This window comes from Pandoraea sp. CB10b_02 (genome assembly GCF_002216225.1).
GTDB classification, from domain to species: Bacteria; Pseudomonadota; Gammaproteobacteria; order Burkholderiales; family Burkholderiaceae; genus Pandoraea; species Pandoraea nosoerga.
Genome location: NZ_NJGW02000006.1, coordinates 101584 through 121958, shown reverse-complemented (window position 1 = coordinate 121958; position 20375 = coordinate 101584). Strand labels below are relative to the sequence as shown.

At 67.6% G+C, this 20375-nt stretch carries 14 protein-coding genes; 13 read left to right on the top strand and 1 reads right to left on the bottom strand.

The annotated features are described in order from the left end of the window. Positions 1–22 precede the first annotated feature (22 nt). The 12 genes from gatB to CDN36_RS08495 all read left to right on the top strand — a co-directional run bounded on the left by gatB (position 23) and on the right by CDN36_RS08495 (position 16580). On the top strand, positions 23–1495 hold the full coding sequence (gatB, locus tag CDN36_RS08550; RefSeq protein ID WP_150557493.1) for an Asp-tRNA(Asn)/Glu-tRNA(Gln) amidotransferase subunit GatB: 1473 nt from the start codon (positions 23–25) through the stop codon (positions 1493–1495). A gap of 297 nt (positions 1496–1792) precedes the next feature. Continuing rightward, on the top strand, positions 1793–2599 hold the full coding sequence (locus CDN36_RS08545) for a polyphosphate kinase 2 family protein (RefSeq protein ID WP_150557487.1): 807 nt from the start codon (positions 1793–1795) through the stop codon (positions 2597–2599). Between the two features lie 241 nt (positions 2600–2840). After that, entirely contained in the window at positions 2841–4121 is a 1281-nt protein-coding gene (locus tag CDN36_RS08540; RefSeq protein WP_287496493.1) for an efflux RND transporter periplasmic adaptor subunit, read from the top strand. Then, positions 4118–7279 (top strand): efflux RND transporter permease subunit, encoded by a 3162-nt coding sequence (locus CDN36_RS08535; protein ID WP_287496492.1) that lies wholly within the window; start codon positions 4118–4120, stop codon positions 7277–7279. Before CDN36_RS08540 ends, CDN36_RS08535 begins: the two co-directional genes overlap by 4 nt. A 478-nt stretch (positions 7280–7757) precedes the next feature. After that, positions 7758–8396, top strand: a complete 639-nt coding sequence (locus CDN36_RS08530) for a type II secretion system protein (RefSeq protein WP_174966247.1) — start codon at positions 7758–7760, stop codon at positions 8394–8396. Positions 8397–8758: 362 nt separating this feature from the next. After that, a complete protein-coding gene (locus CDN36_RS08525) occupies positions 8759–9103 on the top strand; it encodes a toxin co-regulated pilus biosynthesis Q family protein (protein ID WP_287496491.1) in 345 nt (114 codons plus the stop codon). A gap of 47 nt (positions 9104–9150) precedes the next feature. Beyond that, the gene (locus CDN36_RS08520) at positions 9151–10974 is read left to right on the top strand and encodes a secretin GspD/PilQ domain-containing protein (protein ID WP_287496490.1); all 1824 of its coding nucleotides are present in this window, start codon (positions 9151–9153) and stop codon (positions 10972–10974) included. A gap of 1 nt (position 10975) precedes the next feature. Then, positions 10976–12373 carry a type 4b pilus protein PilO2 gene (pilO2, locus tag CDN36_RS08515; RefSeq protein ID WP_287496489.1) on the top strand — a complete coding sequence of 466 codons (1398 nt, stop codon included), beginning with the start codon at positions 10976–10978 and terminating at the stop codon, positions 12371–12373. Then, positions 12363–12845: a hypothetical protein gene (locus CDN36_RS08510; RefSeq protein ID WP_174966245.1), complete on the top strand. Its 483-nt coding sequence runs from the start codon at positions 12363–12365 to the stop codon at positions 12843–12845. Before pilO2 ends, CDN36_RS08510 begins: the two co-directional genes overlap by 11 nt. Next, a complete protein-coding gene (locus CDN36_RS08505; protein WP_174966244.1) occupies positions 12829–14553 on the top strand; it encodes a GspE/PulE family protein in 1725 nt (574 codons plus the stop codon). The genes CDN36_RS08510 and CDN36_RS08505 overlap by 17 nt, the downstream gene beginning before the upstream one ends. Before the next feature lie 42 nt (positions 14554–14595). After that, complete coding sequence (locus tag CDN36_RS08500; RefSeq protein WP_150554123.1) at positions 14596–15687, top strand: type II secretion system F family protein; 1092 nt, start codon at positions 14596–14598, stop codon at positions 15685–15687. A gap of 2 nt (positions 15688–15689) precedes the next feature. Continuing rightward, positions 15690–16580, top strand: a complete 891-nt coding sequence (locus tag CDN36_RS08495) for a prepilin peptidase (protein ID WP_287496488.1) — start codon at positions 15690–15692, stop codon at positions 16578–16580. Here the strand turns inward: CDN36_RS08495 and CDN36_RS08490 are convergent. Further along, complete coding sequence (locus CDN36_RS08490) at positions 16551–18239, bottom strand: GMC family oxidoreductase (protein WP_287496487.1); 1689 nt, start codon at positions 18237–18239, stop codon at positions 16551–16553. The genes CDN36_RS08495 and CDN36_RS08490 overlap by 30 nt on opposite strands. A 318-nt stretch (positions 18240–18557) precedes the next feature. Here CDN36_RS08490 and CDN36_RS08485 point away from each other — a divergent pair, with 318 nt between their 5' ends. Then, positions 18558–20222 carry an isovaleryl-CoA dehydrogenase gene (locus CDN36_RS08485; RefSeq protein WP_287496486.1) on the top strand — a complete coding sequence of 555 codons (1665 nt, stop codon included), beginning with the start codon at positions 18558–18560 and terminating at the stop codon, positions 20220–20222. Positions 20223–20375 lie beyond the last annotated feature (153 nt).

Genomic DNA, 20375 nt, shown 5'->3' with positions numbered 1-20375 from the left:
AAGTTGAGACAGGGTGAACCTTATGCAATGGGAAGTCGTTATTGGTCTGGAGACGCACGCACAGCTCTCCACCGCTTCCAAGATTTTCTCGGGCGCGTCGACGCAGTTCGGCGCCGCCCCCAACACGCAGGCCTGTCCCGTGGATCTGGCGCTGCCGGGGGTGCTGCCGGTGCTCAATCGCGGTGCGGTCGAGCGCGCGATCGAGTTCGGGCTGGCCATCGGCGCGACGATCGCGCCGCGCAGCATCTTCGCGCGCAAGAATTACTTCTACCCGGACCTGCCCAAGGGCTACCAGATCAGCCAGTACGAAATCCCGGTGGTGCAGGGCGGCTCGCTGAAGATTCAGGTCGAGGCCGATCCGCGCACCGGTCGCCAGGCCTACGAGAAGGTCGTCACGCTCACGCGCGCGCACCTCGAGGAAGATGCGGGCAAGTCGCTGCACGAGGACTTCGCCGGCATGACCGGCATCGACCTGAACCGCGCCGGCACGCCGCTGCTCGAAATCGTGACCGAGCCCGACATGCGCAGCGCAGCCGAGGCCGTGGCCTACGCGAAGGCGCTGCATGGCCTCGTGGTGTGGCTCGGCATCTGCGACGGCAACATGCAGGAAGGCTCGTTCCGCTGCGACGCCAACGTGTCGGTGCGCCCGCTGGGTCAGAAGGAATTCGGCACGCGCGCCGAGATCAAGAACCTGAACTCGTTCCGTTTCCTCGAGGAAGCGATTCAATACGAAGTGCGCCGTCAGATCGAGCTGATCGAAGACGGCGGCGAAGTGGTGCAGGAAACGCGTCTGTACGACCCGGACAAGAAGGAAACGCGTTCGATGCGCAGCAAGGAGGACGCGCACGACTATCGCTACTTCCCCGATCCGGACCTGATGCCGCTCGTGATCGACAGCGAGTGGGTCGAGCGCGTGCGTGCGGCGCTGCCCGAACTGCCGGCGCAGATGCAGGCGCGTTTCGTCCAGACGTATGGCCTGTCGGACTACGACGCTGCGGTGCTCACGCAATCGAAGGCGCAGGCCGCGTACTTCGAAGCCGTGGTCGCGAAGGCCGGCAAGGCCAACGCCAAGCCCGCCGCGAACTGGATCATGGGCGAGCTGTCCTCGCAGCTCAATCGCGAAGACATCGGCATCGAGGCGAGCCCCGTCTCGAGTGCGCAGCTCGCGGGCCTGCTCGCACGCATCGCCGACAACACGATCTCCAACAAGATTGCGAAGGAAGTCTTCCAGCTGATGTGGGAAGAGCGCGCGAGCGACGAAGGGGCGGCCGATCGCATCATCGAAGCGAAGGGTCTCAAGCAGATCACCGACACGGGCGCCATCGAGAAGATCATCGACGAGGTGCTCGCGGCGAACGCCAAGTCCGTCGAGGAGTTCCGCGCGGGCAAGGAAAAGGCGTTCAACGCGCTGGTCGGCCAGGCCATGAAGGCCACCAAGGGCAAGGCGAATCCGGCACAAGTCAACGAGTTGCTCCGGAAGAAGCTCGGCGCCTGATCGTCGTCCGATCCCGGCGTCCCCGCCTGCGGGGCTGCCGGACGCAAAGCGCGGCAGCCCGTTGGGCGCCGCGCTTCGTTTTTGGCGGGCCCGTACCCGCGGCCACCGCGCTTGCGGCGGCAGGCTTCGCCCTGTACCTCCTTGTCGCGCGCGGCGATTCGCTTATGCCGCGTTTTTTTGCGCACCCCGCAAATTGCGCCATACTGCCGGTTCCCGCGCCCGGATCCGGGCTCCCAGCGGGACTGGGGGAAGGGATTGAGGGAATCAAGGGGATCAGGGGGATCAGGGGGATTGGCGATGTTCGAGAAATTGCGCGTACCGCTCGGCAAAACGCTCGACCTGTCGGATTACGATCCGGCGGAAAAACCGTTGGCCGGTGAATCCAAGGACGACGACAAGGCCCGCATGGCGGATCTGGCCGTCAAGCTCGACGAACTGCAGACGCTGCTGCACGCCAACAACCGGCACCGCGTGCTGCTCGTGCTCCAGGGCATGGACACCAGCGGCAAGGACGGCACGATCCGTGCGGTCTTCCAGAACGTCGATCCGCTCGGCGTGCGCGTGGCGAATTTCAAGGCGCCCACCCCGATCGAGCTCTCGCGCGACTTCCTGTGGCGCGTACACATGGCCGTGCCGGCCGCGGGCGAGCTCGCCATTTTCAATCGCAGCCACTACGAAGACGTGCTGATCACGCGCGTACACGACTGGATCGACGCGCAGGAGTGCAAGCGCCGCTACGCGCATATCAACAACTTCGAGCGGCTGCTCGCGGACAGCCACACCACGATCGTCAAGTGCTTTCTCCATATCTCGCCGGAGGAACAGCGCAAGCGTCTGCAGGAGCGCATCGACGATCCGAACAAGCACTGGAAATTCGAGCTGGGCGACCTCAAGGAGCGCAGCTTCTGGCCGCAATACATGAAAGCCTACGAGGCGGCGTTATCGGCCACCTCGACGGAATATGCGCCGTGGTATATCGTGCCTTCGGACTCGAAACGCCACCGTAATCTCATGGTGGCGGAGTTGCTCGTTGCCGCCATGTCCGGGCTGAAGCTGTCCTATCCGCCCGCACGGCCCGAGCTGACGGGGATGAAGGTGGAGTGAGCGGGGTGCGCGTTTTTGCGCCGCGCCGCGCGTGAGCGCGCGTTCCGGGGGTTGGGAAGCGAAAGCCGGTGACTGTCGGCAACCGTTGGCAACCGTCAGGAACGGCGCGGGTGCGGCCCCGGCGTTGGCAAGACGCGAACGCCATGGCGCTTCGCGGCTGTTTTGAGGAAAGAAACCGGCGTGGCCGGGAGAGCGGGGGCTCTCCCGGCAATGGGCGCTGCATGGGGAAACGGGGAAGAAGATGAGTCAGGAGAACGCCTGCCGGCCGGCGCCGGAGGATGCGCCGGCCCGCGGGCAGGAGACAGGGAGCGGCAGCGCACCGGTGCGTGCCGCGCAGGCGGGCCACGGTCCGGCAAGCGGCGCGGCGCAGACCGCAAGCGCTCCGGCAAAGTCGGCCGGCGGCCGGCCGTCGCGGCGCCCGCGCCGCTGGGTCGCCGGCGCGCTCGTGCTCGTGCTCGTCGTCGGCGCGGGCCTGTGGCTGGGCTCGCGCGGCGCGGACAAGCCCGCCAAGGCGGCGCTCGCGCCATCCGTGACAGCCGCCACGGTCGAGGTGCGCGACGTGCCCGTGCGACTCATTGCCAATGGCACCGTCACCGCGCGGCAGACCATCGAGGTGCGCCCGCAGATTTCCAGTACTGTCCGCCAGGTCCACATCAAGGAGGGCGACTTCGTCAAAGCCGGCCAGCTGCTGTTCTCGCTGGACGCGCGCATGGACGAGGCGAACCTCAAGAAGACGCAGGCGCAACTGGCAAAGGATGAAGCCGACCTCGCCAATGCTCGCCGCACGCTGGCGCGCACGCGCGAGCTGATCGCCGAGCACTTCGTCTCGCAAAGCGCGCTCGATACCGCGCAGAGCAGTGTGGACAGCCTCACCGCGCAGGTGGCGGCCGACCGTGCCGCGATCTCGGCGAGCCAGGTCGCCGTGGACTATAACCAGATTCGCGCCGGCATCGACGGCCGCACTGGCGCCATCAACGTTCACCCCGGCAGCCTCGTCACGCCCGGCGGCGCCGCGCTCGTGAGCATCACGCAGCTCGATCCCATCGACATCAGTTTCACGCTGCCCGAAGGCGCGCTGGCCGAGTTGCAGGCCGCACGCGCGGGCGGCCCGGTTTCGGTGACCGCCACGCTGGGCACCACCGGCGTGACGGTCACCGGCCAGCTCAGTTTCATCGACAACGCCGTCGACTCGCAGACGGGCACCATTCGCCTGAAGGCCGCGTATGACAATCGCGACGCGCGGCTCTGGCCGGGCATGTATCTGAACGTCGCGGTGATCGGCCGCGTACTCAGGCAGGCCCGCGTGGTGCCGCCGCAGGCCGTGCAGACCGGCCCGGACGGCAAGTTCGTCTACGTGATCGGCGCGGACAACAAGGTCAGCGCGAAGCCCGTGAAAGTGGGCTACGTGGAAGCAACGCTCGCCGTGGTCGAAGGCGTGGAGGCCGGCGCGCGCGTCGTGCAGGAGGGCGCCGAGAACCTGCGGCCGGGCAACACCGTCACGATCGTGAAGGCCTCGTCATGAATCTGTCCGAGCTCTGCATCCGCCGCCCGGTCATGACGATCCTGCTGTGCGTGGCGGCCGTCGTGGCCGGCCTGATCGCGTATGGCCAGATCCCGATTTCCGCGCTGCCCAGCTACAACTCGCCGGTCATTCAGGTGACGGCCACGCTGCCCGGCGCGAGCCCCGAGACCATGGCCGCTTCGGTCGCGGCGCCGATGGAAAAGCAGTTCTCCACGATCGCCGGCGTGGCGGTCATCAGCTCGACCAACACGCAGGGCACCACGTCGATCATCATCGAATTCGACAGCGATCGCGACATCGACGCAGCGGCGGTCGACGTGCAGGCGGCGCTGTTCCGTGCGCAGCGCAAGCTGCCCGTGGAGATGACCACGCCGCCGTCCTATCGCAAGGTCAATCCGGCCGATGCGCCCATTCTGTTCCTTGCGATGAACTCGCCGTCGATGTCGCTCGCGGAGCTCGACGACTACGCGGAAAACCTCGTCTCGCCCACGCTCTCGACGCTGCCCGGCGTGGCGCAGGTGCTGATCTTCGGCCAGAAGCGCTTCGCCGTGCGCGTGAAGGCGCGTCCCGACGCGCTCGCCGCGCGCAAGCTCACGCTCGACGACGTGGCGCGCGCGCTCGCCTCGGCCAACGCCAACAGCCCGGTCGGCACGCTCGACGGCGCGCGCCAGACGCTCACCATCGAGGCCAATCGCCAGATGACGAAGGCCGATCAGTTCGCGAACCCCATCATCGCGAGCGTGAACGGCAACCCGGTGTATCTGCGCGACGTGGCCGAAGTGCAGGACAGCGTGGAGTCGGTCAAGACGGGTAGCTGGGTCAACGGCGAGCGCTCGATCGTGCTCGCGGTGCTGCGCCAACCGAACGCGAACACGGTCGCGACCGTCGATCAGGTCAAGGCGGCGTTGCCGCGCCTGGCCGAGCAGATGCCGCAGTCGATCCAGGTCAGGCTTCTCAACGACCGCTCGGTGTCGATTCGCGAGTCCATCGACGACGTGCAGTTCACGCTCGCGCTCACGGTGATTCTCGTCACGCTCGTGATCTTCCTGTTCCTGCGCCGGCTCGCCGCCACGATGATTCCGGTGATGTCGCTGCCGGTGTCGCTCATCGGCACCGTCGCGCTCATGAAGGGCATGGGGTATTCCATCGACAACATTTCGCTGCTCGGCATCACGCTCGCCGTGGGGCTGGTCGTCGACGACGCCATCGTGATGCTCGAGAACATCGTGCGGCACATCGAGAACGGCGTGGCGCCGCTGCGTGCGGCGCTCGTCGGCTCGCGCGAAATGGGCTTCACGATCCTGTCGATCTCGATCTCCCTCGTGGCGGTGTTCATTCCGATCTTCTTCATGCCGGGCGTGATCGGCCTGATGTTCCACGAGTTCGCCGTGGTGGTCTCGCTCGCGATCCTGGTGTCGGCGGCGGTCTCGCTCACGCTCATCCCGATGCTGTGCAGTCGCTACCTCAGGCACGAGCAGGACGAAGGGGTCGGCATGCGCGCCACGCAATGGTTCGAGGACGGTTTCGTGTGGGTGCAGAACGCCTACGTGCGCAGCGTGGATTGGTGTCTTGCTCACCGCAAATGGGTGATGGCCGCCGCCGGTGCGACGTTCGTGGCCACCGGCGCGCTGTTCGCCACGATTCCGAAGGGCTTCTTCCCCAGCGAGGACATCGGACAGGTGCAGGTGACGGCCGAAGGCGCGCAGGACATTTCGTTCTCGGCGATGTCGACGCTGCTGCGTCAGGCGGGCGAGATCATTCGCGCCAATCCGGCCGTCGACACGGTGATCGTCTCGGCCAACGACAGCAATCAGGGCCGCATGTTCATCAACCTCAAGCCGCATGGCGAACGCGCGCACATGAGCGAAGTGCTCGAGACACTGCGGCGCGACGTCAAGCAGGTGCCCGGGCTGAACGTCTATTTCAACCCGGTGCAGAACCTGCAACTGGGCGGCAAACAGAGCAAGAGCCGCTACCAGTACGTGATGCAGAGCGTAAAGCCCGGCGAAATGCAGCTCTGGTCCGACCGGCTCATGAACCTGATGCGCGCCGACCCGATCTTCCGCGACGTGACGACCGACGCGCAGATGAAGGGTCTGCAGGCGCAGCTCAGCATCGACCGCGACAAGGCCAACACGCTCGGCGTGGCCATCGGCGACATCCGCAGCGCGCTCTACAGTGCGTTCGGCGAGCGACAGGTGTCGACCATCTATACGCCGAGCGACAGCTATCAGGTGATTCTGCAGGCGGCCGACGACGACCGGCGCGACGAGAGCGCGTTCGACAAGATCTACGTGCGCGGCAAGGGCGGGGCGCTCGTGCCGCTCTCGGCGGTGGCGAGCGTCGAGCGCAAGATGGGGCCGGTGTCGGTCAACCACCAGGGGCAGCTGCAGGCGGTCACGCTTTCGTTCAATCTGGCGCCCGGCGCGGCGCTGGGCGACGCCTCGCGCAAGATCGTCGGCTACCAGCAGCAACTCGGCTTCCCGCCGAGCATCATCACGAGCTGGGGCGGCGATGCGGCCGCGTTCCAGAAGTCGCAAGCGAGCCAGGTGGTGCTGCTCGTCGGCGCGCTGCTCGTGATCTACGTGCTGCTCGGCGTGCTCTACGAGAGCTACATCCACCCGATCACGATTCTGGCGGGGCTGCCGTCGGCGGCCGTGGGAGCCTTGCTTACGCTGCGGGTCTTCGGCATGGATCTGTCGCTCATCGCGGTGATCGGGATTCTGATGCTCATCGGCATCGTGAAGAAGAACGCCATCATGATGATCGACTTCGCGCTCGACGCGCAGCGCAACGGCGGCATGACGCCGGCCGAGGCGATCCGCCAGGCGTGCGCGCTGCGCTTTCGCCCGATCATGATGACCACGCTCGCCGCGCTCATGGGCGCGCTGCCGATTGCGCTGGGGCTCGGCGCGGGCGCCGAGCTGCGTCAACCGCTCGGGCTGGCGGTCGTCGGCGGCCTGCTGTTCTCGCAGGTCATCACGCTCTACATCACGCCGGTGATCTATCTCTACCTGGATCGCTTCGCGGGCAGCGGCCCGCTCGTGCTGCCTGGCGATCGCGCCGCCAACGACAGCCCGGAGCGTGACGACAGTTCACCTGCCGGCGGGCACGGCGCCGCGCGCGGCGAGGCGCGCCACGTTCGTCCCGCGCACTGAAGCCGCATCGGCATGCGTCGGCTTGCGCCGACGTATGCCGATTGACAACCGACGCACACCCGACGCACACCGCTCTCTGCGCCGGTACGCGATTCTCGCGCCCATGCCGCATGGCTTGTGAATCGGCTGATTCTCCCGGCGGCCGACCCATTTCTCCAGTCCCCGGTCTGCGTCTAGTCCTCGTCTGAATTTTCTCTTCGGAGCGCGCAAGGCGTTCCAATCCCGAGGCACCCGGCCCGCACCGTTCGACGAGGGAAATCGGAGCCTTTTCCCGGTTGTGGGTACGCGTCTCCGACTATCGGAAATGGCGCGCCTATGGGCCATTTCTTGCCCGTGGAGGATGTCGATTTGCGAAAGAGGCGTGCCGCACGCGACAACCGGCGCGCGCCCATTCGGGCATAAATCGCCCCTGTCGCCGCAGACGAAGTCTCTCGAATCGCGGCGCTCTTTCTCTCAACTCCACAATCGGAATCCAGACATGAACGTACATGCAGCCGTGAGCGAAAACGCAAAATCCGGGACCACGCTCACGCCACGACTGATGCAGCGCTTGCGCCGCCGCCGTCAGCGGGGTGTGACTTTGGTCGAATTGTCGGTCGCCGTGGCCGTGATGGGGCTGATCATGGCGGGCGCCATGGTCGGTGTGCCCCGTCTGATGAATGGCGTGAAGCTCTCGCAGGAAATGAAGGACTGGCAGATGGTGGTGCTGGCTGTGCAGAATGCGGTGGCCTCCGGCACGCTTACCTCGTCAACCTCGACCGGCGACCTTCTCAAGATGGCAGTCACCGAACCGTTCAACCGGACCGATAACGGCAGCAAGCTGCTCAACCGGTTCGGCGGCGAGATCGTCATGAAGGCGGTGGACGGCACCACCTATCCGGCGAGCGGGGTCGAAGTCAAGTCCGTGAGCTATCCGAGCGCGCAATGCGTGGAGTTCGCCGGAAAGATGGGCAACCTGTTCGCGACGTTGTCGATCAACGGCACCGAGCTGAAGTCCAACACGCGGGCCCTCGACATGACGCAGATCACGGACGCGTGCTCGAAGCGGGCGCCGCAGGGCGGCGGCGCGCCGACCGACGTCCCGCAGGCCGATCTCGAATTCACCATCGCTGGATGAGAGGCATTCCGGAGAACTGACACATAGGTGAACGAGGCATGAACGACTTCAGATTGCGCACCGCAGTTCTCGCACTGGCCCTCGGCGGTGGGGTCGCGTCCACGCACGCCGCCGAGCCACCCTTGGGCGCCGACGTGACGCGAATGTTCGCCAGCCATAAACCGGTCACGCAGTGGCCGGCCCAGGCGGCGGTCCTCGGGGACGTCGCGCCGCACAGGCCGCCCACCGGGACGCTTGCTCCGGGACTCGCCGAGGAATCGCGCCGGCAGGTGGCCAGCGCAGCGGGGCTCCCGCCCGCAGGGCACGGGGTCGCGTCGGACACGGGACTCGTATTCGAGCCTGCGCCGGAGAGGGCGCCGGAGATGGCGTCTGAGGTGGCGCCTGAGATGGCGGCAGAGCCCACACCCGAGTTCACCGCCGCCCCCGACCCCGCTCCGGCGCCGCTCGCGCCGGTATTGCAACTCGCTTTGCAACCGGAGGACGGCCGCCTGTCGCAGGCCGTGCGGCGATATGCGGAGCGCAACGGCTGGCAGCTCGCGTGGGAGATCGAGCGCGACTTCCCCATCGAGTATCCGGCCACGTTCGAGGGAGACTTCCTCGGCATCATCGAGCAGATCGTGCTGTCGCTGCACAACACCGACGCACCGATTCGCGTGAAGGTGTACGAGGCCAATCGCGTGCTGCGTGTCGTGCACGCAACGCAATAACGAGCGCCGCGCCACGCGCGCGGCCAATGATCACGGAAGCGGATTTCATGAAAAAGCGACTCGGCGTGTTGGGCGCCACCACGTTACTGGCGGCATGCGGCACGCCGGGCATGCTCTCCAAGACCGACGAGAACGTCACGCAGGCGCGCGAGGCTGCGCAAAGCGCGGCGCAAACCCACGCGGCGGCGCCAATGCGGGCGATAGAGCACGTCGAGGGCGCATGGCTGGCCAGGAAATCCGTGGCGGTCAACGCCAATGTCGCGCTGCCGGAATTCTTCGAACGCAATGTCCGTTTCTCCACCGGGGCGCCCGTGCCGATGTCGATGCTGCTCGCCCAGGTCGCGCGCGGCAACGGGTTGACGATCCGCATTGCGCCGGACGTGTCGTGCGACGGCAGTGCAGGCGCCGGCATACGCGACGGCGGTCCGCGCGGAGCCGCCGGCAGGCCGGGTGCGTTTGGCGGCATGGACCGCCCCGGCGCTCAGCCGGCGCGCGCATTCCTCAGTTGCAGCGAGTCGGGCGAGCCCGCCGTGCCGCTGCAGTACAACGGCACGCTCTCGGGGCTGCTCGATACCATCGCGCATCGCTCGGGCACCCACTGGACCTACCGCGATGGCGTGGTGCACTTCGCGCGCTACGTCACGCGCACGTTCCAGATCAAGATGATGCCGGGCAGTTCCTCCTACACGGCGTCGGTCGGCAAAGCCTCGAAGCTGACGGCCAAGCGCGGCGCGTCCGGCGGGGGCGGCGCGGGCGGAGGCGATACGGGTGGCGTCGATCTGAGCTTCAACGCCGATGCACGCGTGAGCGTGGAGTCCGACCTCGACTACTGGAGCGACCTGGTGAAAACCGTCACCGACATGCTGTCGCCGGGGGGGCGCGTCACGCCGTCGGTCGTCACGAGCTCGCTCGTCGTGACCGACACCGCCGACGTGATGGAACGCGTTGCGCGCTACATCGAATCCGAGAACGCGGTGCTCGGCCGGCAGGTCAAGCTGCGCGTGCAGGTGTATTCCGTCAATCTCGACGAGAAGTCCGCCGCCGGCATCGACTGGAATCTCGTCTATCAATCGGCCAGCGGCCTCGTGGCGCAGTTCGGTGGACCGGCGCTGAGCGGCATGCTGACGTCGCGCAACGGCGGGCTGAACGTCAGCAAGATTCCCAACGGCCGCCTGGCGGGCTCCACGGCGCTGTTTCGCGCGCTCAGCCAGCAGGGGCGGGTGAGCACCGTCATCGACACGACGGTCGTCACACTGAACAATCAACCGGCGCCGGTGGCCGTCACGCAGAACCAGGGCTTCGTCGCGCAAACCAAGATGACGCCCGGCAACTACGGCGGGCAGGCGGTGGTGACCGCCGAGCAATCGGTGCTCACGACGGGCTTCGTCATGAATCTGCTGCCCACGCTGATGGACAACCGCAGCGTGATGCTGCAGGTGCAGATCGACATGTCCGATCTGAAGAAGCTCGAGAAGATCAATCTGCGCACGGGAAAGGAGGCGCCGAGCGGTAGCGGCGGCAGTGGGGGCGGCAGCGCAGGCGGGGGCGCGTCGAACGTCAGGGCAATGCTCGATCGGGATGGCGCGAGCGTCGACGTGGTCGGCGACCGGAGCCGCGAAGACCGCGATCGGCGCGACGACGGCATGGGCGTCGGCACCTTCATGCAGTTACCTCTCACGTCGTCGCTGCAAACCATGCAGCGCGCCTCGCTCAAGTCGGGCGACACGCTCGTGCTCAGCGGTTTTCGCCGCAAGGACGATCGCACCGACCGCGACGGCGTCTTCAATTACCAGGGCGGCACGAAGGAGGCGACGCAGAGCGTGAGCGAGGTCGTCATCGTGATCTCGCCGGAACTGACCGAGGGCGCGTGATATGGCACACGCACTCGCCAATGGCCTCGTCGTCGGCGCGCAGTGGGAGACGCTGATCGGCCTGCAAAAGGAGATCGCGGAGATCCGCAGCCTGGCCAGGAGCCGGGGCGCATCGCACTACGCCGTGGCGGACGATGGCGCCGGCACGCGCACCGTCGGGCTGCTGTCGCTCAGCGCGGCGGCCATGCCTGCGACGCCCGCGGAGCCCAAGACGCAATACGCGCTGGCGGCCGCAATCGGCGCGCTGATCGACGGTCCCAACGTCGCGTTCATTCACCCCGACCCCGACAATCCGGCGAACGCGTTTTTCGTTGCGCTGCGCGATCGCCGGCCTGAGCTCGACATGGCGCTTCCTGCGTCGCAGCTCAAGGGCCATCTCGAGCGCTGGTGCTCGGAGGTCGATGGTCCGGTGAAAGTCGCCGGTGTGAGCTGCCGGGACTTGCCGCCGGCGGACATTGCGCTGACGCTCGACGACGTGCTCGCCTCGCTGCAGCAGGATCCCCCGCTCGACGCGCAGCTCAAGCCGGTGCGCACCGCGCTGCCGGTGCGTCAGCTCCGGATCGCCGCCATCGCGGTTGCGGCGCTTGCGCTGGTGGGCGGCGCGGGGCTGTGGGGCTGGTCCTGGTACGCCGACATGCAGGCGGCAAAGCGTGCGGCGGCCAATCGCGTCGATCCCGTCGAGGCGTACCGGCAGGCGCTCACGCGCGCCATCGCGGCCGAGCCGTTCTCGACGGGTGCCTCTTACGCGCGGCGACTGCAACATGCGGTTCAGCGCCTGCCGGCCGACGCGGGCGGTTGGCGTCCGGCGTCGATCGCCTGCAAGGGCAACCGCTGCGACATCGCATGGCAGCGCAGCGAGGGCGGCACGTTCGACCTGCTGCTCTCGCAGCGGCCCGACGCGCGCATCGTCGATCTCGATCACGCCAACGAAACCATGACGCTTGCCGACCCCGCGCCGCCTCCCGTGAAGGCAGCGCCGGACTCGCCCGCGGCGTCCGCCGCCGGCGCTGCCAGCGCGGCCGCAGGCACGCTCGGGGCCGGCGTGGAGGGCAAGGATGGCGACGAGGACGATGGCGACGCGGGCGTGACGCCCGTGCCGCACCACCAGTTTCTCCGCACCGCCGGCGCGCGCCTGCAGGCGCTCGGCGATTACGGCATGGACATCTCGCTCACGATGCCGGCGCCACTGGTCCCGGCGCCGCCGGACGTGACCGCGCGTCGGGACGTGCCGCCGCCCATCTCGAAAGGCAAATGGACGATGGCGGGGCACCTCGCCTTCTTCGATTCGGTCGCCGGCCTGATGATGCGCGCGGGCAACATGTCGCTCGTCGAACTGAAGATCGTCATCGACGACAGCAAACCCGTTTTCTCTGCTCAAGGAACCTACTATGTTCACTAAGGTTTGCCGAATGGCGCCCATGGCGATGCTCGTGGCCGCGCCCGGATGGCTGGGTGGCACGACGGCCCACGCCGAGGAAACGATCGATGCGTTCGCCCGGGCGCATCTCAAGGCGTCGCAACAGGCGCAGGACGAGAAGGCCGCCAAGGCGGCGCAGGCGGGCGGGCGCCCGTCCGAGTACACCGCCGCGCCGCCGCGCGCGGACATGCCCCCCGAGCTGCTCTACATCTACGGCGTGGAGAACGCCGTCGTCGCTTATGTGCGCGTGGACGGCCGCTATGGCCGCAGCGTCGGCAAGGGCGACAGGATCGGCGAGTGGCAGGTGGTCGGTATCGGAGACGACTTCATCGACATCCGTCGCGGCACCCGACAGCGGCGGCTGTTGCTGCCGAGCGCGTTCGGGGCAGCCCCGCCGGCGCCGGACGCCGCAACGCAAAGTGCACAGGGGCACTCGCATGGCGACGTGGGCTGAACGTCTTCGCGCGGCCTTGGCGCGCGTTGGGCAACGCGCCCGCGCGCGACCGGTCGCTCGTCCCATCGCCGACCTGCGCGAAGCGGACATTCAGGCGTTCGGCTGGCGGCAGGATCTCGGCATCGTGCTCGCTGGCGCCGAACACGGCTCGCTCGTGCTCGTCGCCATGAAGCCGCGCCTGTATCTCGTGCTGCTCGAACACAACACGTTCCTGCGCACGCAGGGCTCCGATCTGCTCGAGCGCTTCGATCATGCGGTGCGCGCCAAGCACCGGCTCGATCTCGAGGGCATCTACGTCGGGACGACGGAAGAGATCCTGCTCATGCAGTCGCGCCTGCAGCAACAGGGCGGCGGCGACGACCCGCGCGACGCGCAGCGTACCGGCGCGTATCGCAACTTCGATCTGATCATCGAGCGCGCCATCGACGCCGGCGCGTCCGACATCCACTTCGAGTTTCGCGACTCGCATGTCGTGCGCGTGCGCATGCGCATTCACGGCAAGCTGCGCATGACGCCCGACAGCGACCGGCTCGCGCGCGACTATCACGCCATGCTCGACGCCGTGTCCGCCGCCTACAACTCGCGCGCCGATCCCAGCAGCCGCAGCCACAACCACTTCGACGAGGCGCAGCATCAGAGCTGTTCGATCCCGCTCACGCTGCGTCATCGCAAGTACCAGCTCCGCTTCCAGAGCGTGAAGGAAAACCGCGGCGTGGACGTGGTGCTGCGGCTGCTCGTCAACGAGGCGCTCGAGGGCGACGTGCTCACGCTCGCGCAGCTCGGATATTCGGACGACCAGATCGAAATCCTCGAAGACGCCGTGCATCGCAGCCCGGGCCTGACGGTGATTGCCGGCGAGACCGGCTCGGGAAAGTCCACGACGCTGCGCACGCTCATGACCTACGAGCGCGACTCCGGCAAGAAATTCTTCTCCATCGAGGACCCGGTCGAGTACATCCAGCCGCACATGACGCAGATCCCGATTCAACGGCGTGCCGAGGACGGCCCCGGCGAATCGCCGTTCGGCGCGGCGGCCAAGGTGCTGCTGCGCGGCGATCCGGACAAGCTCATGCCGGGCGAGATCCGGGACGCGGAGACCGGCTCGTTCGCCAAGTCGATGACCGAGACGGGGCATCAGGTGCTCTCGACGGTGCACGCGTCGAGCGCGTTCGGCATCATCGCGCGGCTGACCAGTGAGGAGATCGGCATGCCGCTCGCTGCGGTGGCCGCCCCGAACTTCCTCACGGCGATCGTCTATCAGAAGCTCATTCCCGTCCTGTGCGAGCATTGCAAGCGGCCCGCGCAGGAGGTCCTGGACGCCGCCATGCTCGACGTGATCGGCGCGCTGGGCATCGATACGGCCAAAGTCTGCGTGGAAGGGCCGGGATGCGAGCGATGCAGCGGTCGCGGCACGAGCGGGCAGACGGTCGTTGCCGAAGTGTGCGAGTTGACCGACGAGATACTCGAAATGCTGCGCGAGTCGCGCTTCTGGGACGCCGAGCGGCTGTGGCGCGCCGGCCATGACGGCAACCTCGCCAGCCCGGACATGACCGGCAAGTCGGCGATGGAGCACGCGATGTACAAGATGTCGCAGGGCCTGGTCGATCCGCGCGACATCGAAGCCGCCTTCTGCAAACTCAAGAAATTCCACCTCCGTCAGACGACGTCGCCGGGCGCCGTCCCGCCCAGGCGGCTCGTCAGCGTGTAAGCGCCGACGCCCACGCGCGTCTGACGTTCTGTCTGTCTGCCCATGATCGAAGCCGCCAACCGCCTGCTCGCCAAAATCACCCCCGCACGCGATCCGTATCCGGGACTGACGAAAGCGAAACGCCAGTTCCGCAAGCACCGCGCGAAGTTCTACAGCGACTTCGCGGATGCCATCGAGGACGGCGCGAATCCGTTCGAGCTCTTCTCGCGCCGGTATGCGCGCGCGAAAGAACGCCGTAACCCGATGGCGCCGCTCTATGCCGTCTGGCGCGATCGCGCCAGCTCGAAGAATCTGCAGAAGTCGTGGTCGGGGACGATTCCGGACGAAGATCTGCTCGTCATCGCGGCGGGAGAGAAGGGCGATCTGCCCGGCACGTTGCGCTTTCTCGCACGCGTGGTCACCCTGCAGCAACAGACTCGCAGCGCGATCGCTGGCGCCGTGGCGCTGCCGATCTTCATGTCCGTGCTGCTCGCCGCGATTCAGCTGGGCGTCGCCTACGGCATGATGCCCATCATGACGGAGATCATGCCGCCCGAACATTTCCCGCTCGTCGGCGCGGGGCTCTATGCGATGTCGGGCTTCGTCGCAAACTGGTGGCCGTTCCTCTACGGGGTGCCGCTGCTGCTCGTCGTGCTGATGTCGCTGTCGTTTAGCCGCTGGACGGGGCCGATGCGCAGCCGTGTCGACCGGGTCGGTCCCTACGCCGTCTATCGCGACGTGCGCGCCGGCGAATTCCTCGTGGCGCTCGCGGCGCTCACGAGCGCGAAGACCTCCGTGTTCGACGCCATCTCGCTGCTGCTCTCGGGCGCCTCGCCGTGGTTGCGCTGGCATTTGCTGCGTATGCGGGCCTCGCTCAAGAGCGAGCGCAGCATGATCAAGGCGATGGACACCGGCATCTTCAACGAAGAAGTGTTCGACCGGCTCGTGGAGTACTCGGACCGCACCAATTTCGACGCCGGCATTCGCAAGATCGGCCTGATGACCATCGAAGAGGTTGCCGAGCGCATCAAGCAGCGCTCGGCCGCGCTGCGCTCGGTGCTGCTCGCCATGGTTGGCGTGACGATCATCTTCACCGTGGGCGGGATGCTGCAGATCGGCCACGCAGCCGGCGAGTACGCCAAGACCGCGTTCTGACGATGGCCGAAGCGTTCGATTCCCTGTGGCGCGAATTCCGGATGCTGCCGCGCGAGGCGGTCGTGGCGGCCATGGCGATGCTCGGCCTCTTTGTCGGCAGCTTCCTCAACGTGGTCGTCTATCGCCTGCCGCGCATGCTCGAGACGCAATGGGCGCGCGAGGCGGCGCTCTGGGCCGGGCAGACACCGATGGTCACGCCGACGTTCAACCTTGCGTGGCCGCCGTCGCACTGCCCGCGTTGCGACGCGCGCATTGCCGTGCGCCATAACCTGCCCTTGCTCGGCTTTGCGCTGCTGCTGGGCCGGTGCGCGCACTGCCGTGCCGGCATCGCGTGGCGCTATCCGCTGGTCGAACTCGCCACCGGCGTCGCGTTCGCTGCCATTGCATGGCGGTTCGCCCCCTCGCAGCAGTATCCGACGATGCTCGCGTGGTGCGGCTTTGGCGCCGCGCTGCTCGCGCTCGCGCTCATCGACATCGATACGCGCCTGCTGCCCGATGCGCTCACGCTGCCCCTGCTGTGGGCGGGCCTGCTGTGCAGCGCGGCCGGGCTCACGCTGCCGCTGCACGATGCCGTGCGTGGCGCGGCCCTTGGTTATGTCGTGATGTGGACCACCGCGGGCGCCTATCGGCGGCTCGCCGGCACCGAGGGGCTCGGCGGCGGCGACGCCAAGTTCGTGGCGGCCTGCGGCGCATGGCTCGGCTGGATCGGCGTGCCGCTGATGCTGGCCTTCGGCGCCGTGGGCGCGACGCTCGCCTTTGCCTTGTACGGCGCATGGCGCGGCCGTGCGCTGCGCGAACCGCTGCCCTTCGGCCCCTGGCTCGGGATGGGCGCCGTCGCGAGCGCCCTGTGGGGCGAGCGGTTTCTAGGCCTGTGGCTGCGCGCGGGCGGCTAGCACCGGCGCCGCGGCGTATCCGTCATGCGGATGCGCGGCACTCTCGGCACCCTCGGCACCCTCGGTGGCCGGCGTGCGGCCCAGCATCATGTCTGCGGCCTTCTCGCCGATCATCATCGATGGCGCGTTGGTGTTGCCGCCGATGAGCGTCGGCATCACGGATGCGTCCACCACGCGCAGGCCCTCGACGCCTCGCACCCGCAACGCCGGGTCGACGACCGACGCCGCATCGCTGCCCATGCGACACGTCCCGACAGGGTGATAGATCGTGTCGGCGCGAGCGCGGATGAGCGCGGTGAGCGCTTCGTCGGAATCCACCCCTCGCGTGTGCAGTTCTTTGCCGCCGAACCGGGCGAGCGACGGCGCGGCGAGAATCCTGCGAATCACGCGCGCCCCCCGCAGCAACGTGTCCACGTCTTCCTGCGCACTCAGAAACGCGGGATCGATGAGCGGCGCGTCGCGCATGTCGCTCGAGGCGAGGGTGACGCGCCCGCGGCTTTTCGGCCGCAGCACGCAAGCATGCAACGAGAAGCCGCGCCGCAGATGCAGCCGGCGATTGTGGTTGTCGCAGATGCCGACGAGAAAGTGCATCTGCAGATCGGGGCGCGCGAGCGACGGATCGCTCTTCAGGAAGCCGCCGGCCTCCGCCACGTTGCTCGCGAAAAGACCGCGTCGTTCGCGCAGATAGGTCAGGCCCTGCGTGAGCAGGTGCCACAGGCCCGGGGGCGTGTAGCCCACCAGCTCGCGATGCGCGACGTACTTGTTGATGATGAAGTCGATGTGATCCTGCAGATTTTCGCCGACGCCGGGCGCATCGACCAGGACGTCGAGGCCGTGCGCGCGCAATTGCGCCGCCGGCCCGATGCCCGAGCACATTAGCAGCTGCGGCGAGTTGAAGGCGCCCGCGCTCAGCACGACTTCGGCGCGGGCGTGCAGCGTCTGCGGCACGCCGCGCCGCAGCAGGCGAACCCCCGACGCGCGCTTGCCGTCGAAGACGATGCGCTGCGCGAGCGCGTCGGTGACGACGTGCAGATTTGCGCGCGTCTTGCCGTGCAGATAGGCGCGCGCGGCGTTCCAGCGCTGGCCGTCCTTCTGCGTGACCTGATAGATGCCGGCGCCTTCCTGTTGCGGGCCGTTGAAGTCGTCGTTCACGGGAAAGCCGGCTTCGCGCGCCGCGTCGACGTAATGCCGCGAGAACGGATTGACCGTGCGCAAATCCGCGACGTTGAGCGGCCCGCCGACGCCGTGCCAAGCGTTTGCCCCGCGCTCGTTGTTTTCGTTGCGACGGAAGTAGGGCAGCACGTCCTCCCAGCCCCAGCCGGTGCAGCCGGCTCGCGCCCAGTCGTTGTAATCGTCCGGATGCCCGCGCGTGTAGATCATCGCGTTGATCGAACTGGAACCGCCCAGACCGCGCCCGCGCGGCTGATAACCGCGGCGGCCGGCCAGGCCCGCCTGCGGCGTGGTGCGATAGCCGTAGTTGCGGCGCGAGCGAAACGGTACGAGCGCGGCGAGTCCGAGGGGCAGCCGCACGAGAGCGCTGTCATCGGACGGTCCCGCTTCGACGAGCGCCACCGTGCGATCGGGCGCGCCGTCGGCCAGACGCGCGGCGAGCGCGCAGCCGGCCGAACCGCCGCCGACAATGACGTAGTCATAGTCCATGCTGTCATCCTCCCTTGGATGCACTGCCTGTGTTGCGCTGTCCTGCGCTGCCCTGCGCTGCCCCGCCGGGTCGCGGCCGCTTCGGTTTGTCGTTGGATTCGCATGCGCCGCCGTGGGCCGCCTCGCGCGCTGTCTTGAGGATCGAGAGATCGATCGGCGATGCTGCGCGGCGGCACTCATTGTAGGCAGAGAACCCGTGCGCCCGGGGGCGAAGTGAAGCATTCCTCTAATTTGCGGGGGCGCGCGGGCCAAGCCGCTATGATGAAAGATGGCGGGTGTTGCAACGGGATACGAAGATACGGAGACACGGAGACAGGGATGACGCAAGCCTGGCAGACCCACGACGTCACCAATCAGGTGCCGCCGCTTACCGACTACAACCTCTATGCCACCGACACGGCGCTGCAAGCGGCCGTGGCGGCATTCGGCGCCGACTGGCACGCGAAGGAACTGCATCGGCAGGGCGCGCGCCTGGGCGAGGCCGAAGTGCAGCAATGGGCCGAGACGGCCAATCGTCACACGCCTGAATTGCAGACCTTCGACGCGCGCGGCCATCGCATCGATCGTGTTGAATTTCACCCGGCGTGGCACGCCCTGATGAGCCTGTTGCGTGGCGCGCAGCTGCAGTCGATGCCATGGGCGCATCCGCGCCCCGGCGTGATGGCGGCGCGCACCGCCTCTTACTTTCTGCACGCGCAGAACGAGGCGGGCGCGTTATGCCCCACGACCATGACCTTCGCGAGCATTCCGGTGCTCGCGAAGGAGGCGTCGCTCTTTCCCTCCCTCAAGGACAAGCTGCTCGCGCCGCAGCATGACCCGCGCGACGCGCCGCTCGCGCAAAAGCACGCCATGCTCGTCGGCATGGGCATGACGGAAAAGCAGGGCGGCTCCGACGTGCGCGCCAACACGACCACGGCGACCGAGCGTGGCGACGGCAGCGTGTCGATCGTTGGCCACAAGTGGTTTTTCTCCGCGCCGCAGTGCGACGCCCATCTGGTGCTCGCGCGCGAGCGCGACGCCGACGCAGTCTCCTGCTTCTTCGTCCCGCGCTACACGCCCGACGGGCGCAAGAACGCGGTGCAGATCCAGCGCCTCAAGGACAAGCTCGGCAACCGCTCCAACGCGAGCAGCGAAGTCGAGTTTCTCGACGCCTACGGCACGCGCGTGGGCGCGCCGGGACGCGGCGTGCCGACCATCATCGAGATGGCGACATATACGCGGCTCGATTGCGTGATCGGCAGCGCGGCGATGATGCGAACGGGCGTCGTGCAGGCCATCCATCATGCGCGGCACCGCGCGGCCTTCGGCGCAAAGCTCGTCGATCAGGACCTGATGACGACCGTACTCGCCGATCTCGCACTGGAGTCCGAAGCTGCAACGTGGCTGGCCATGCGTCTTGCTCGGGCGTTCGATGCGGCCGCGTCCGATGACGATTCGCCGGTGCAGCGCGCGTGGCGCCGCATCGTGCTGCCGGCGGCGAAATTCTGGGTGTGCAAGCGCGCGCTCGAACTCGCGGGCGAATGCATGGAAGTGTGGGGCGGCAACGGCTACGTCGAGACCGGGCCGCTCGCGCGCCTGTACCGCGAGGCGCCCGTCAACTCGATCTGGGAAGGCTCGGGCAACGTGATGTGTCTCGACGTGCTGCGCGCCATGAGCCGCGAGCCGGAAGTCGCGCAGGCGTGGTTCGGCTGGCTCGTCGAGCGCGCCGGCGCGCATGCGCCGCTACGCGCCGCGCTCGCGCAGTTGCATGGCTGGCTCGCGGCGGACGCGGCCACGCACGCCGTGCGCGCGCGCGCCATCGCGCAACAGATCGCGCTGCTCGCGCAGGCGGCGCTGCTGCTCGAGCACGCGCCGGCGGAGCTGGCGCACGGGTTCATCGAAAGCCGCTTCTGCGTGGCGGGAGGACGCGTCTACGGGGTCATGCCCGACACGCTCGCCGTGGGCGTGCAGCGTGCGTGGCTCGATCGGGCGTTTCTCGCGTAAGCGGCGCGGCATTCGGCAAGACGCCAGCGCATGACGAACAATGGCGACGTTCGCGAACCCGTGGACGAGCGCAGGGAGGAAGACAGCATGGGACACAACCACGAGTTCGGCGGTCTGCACGACGCGTCGTTGGACACATTGGCGGCCGACGAC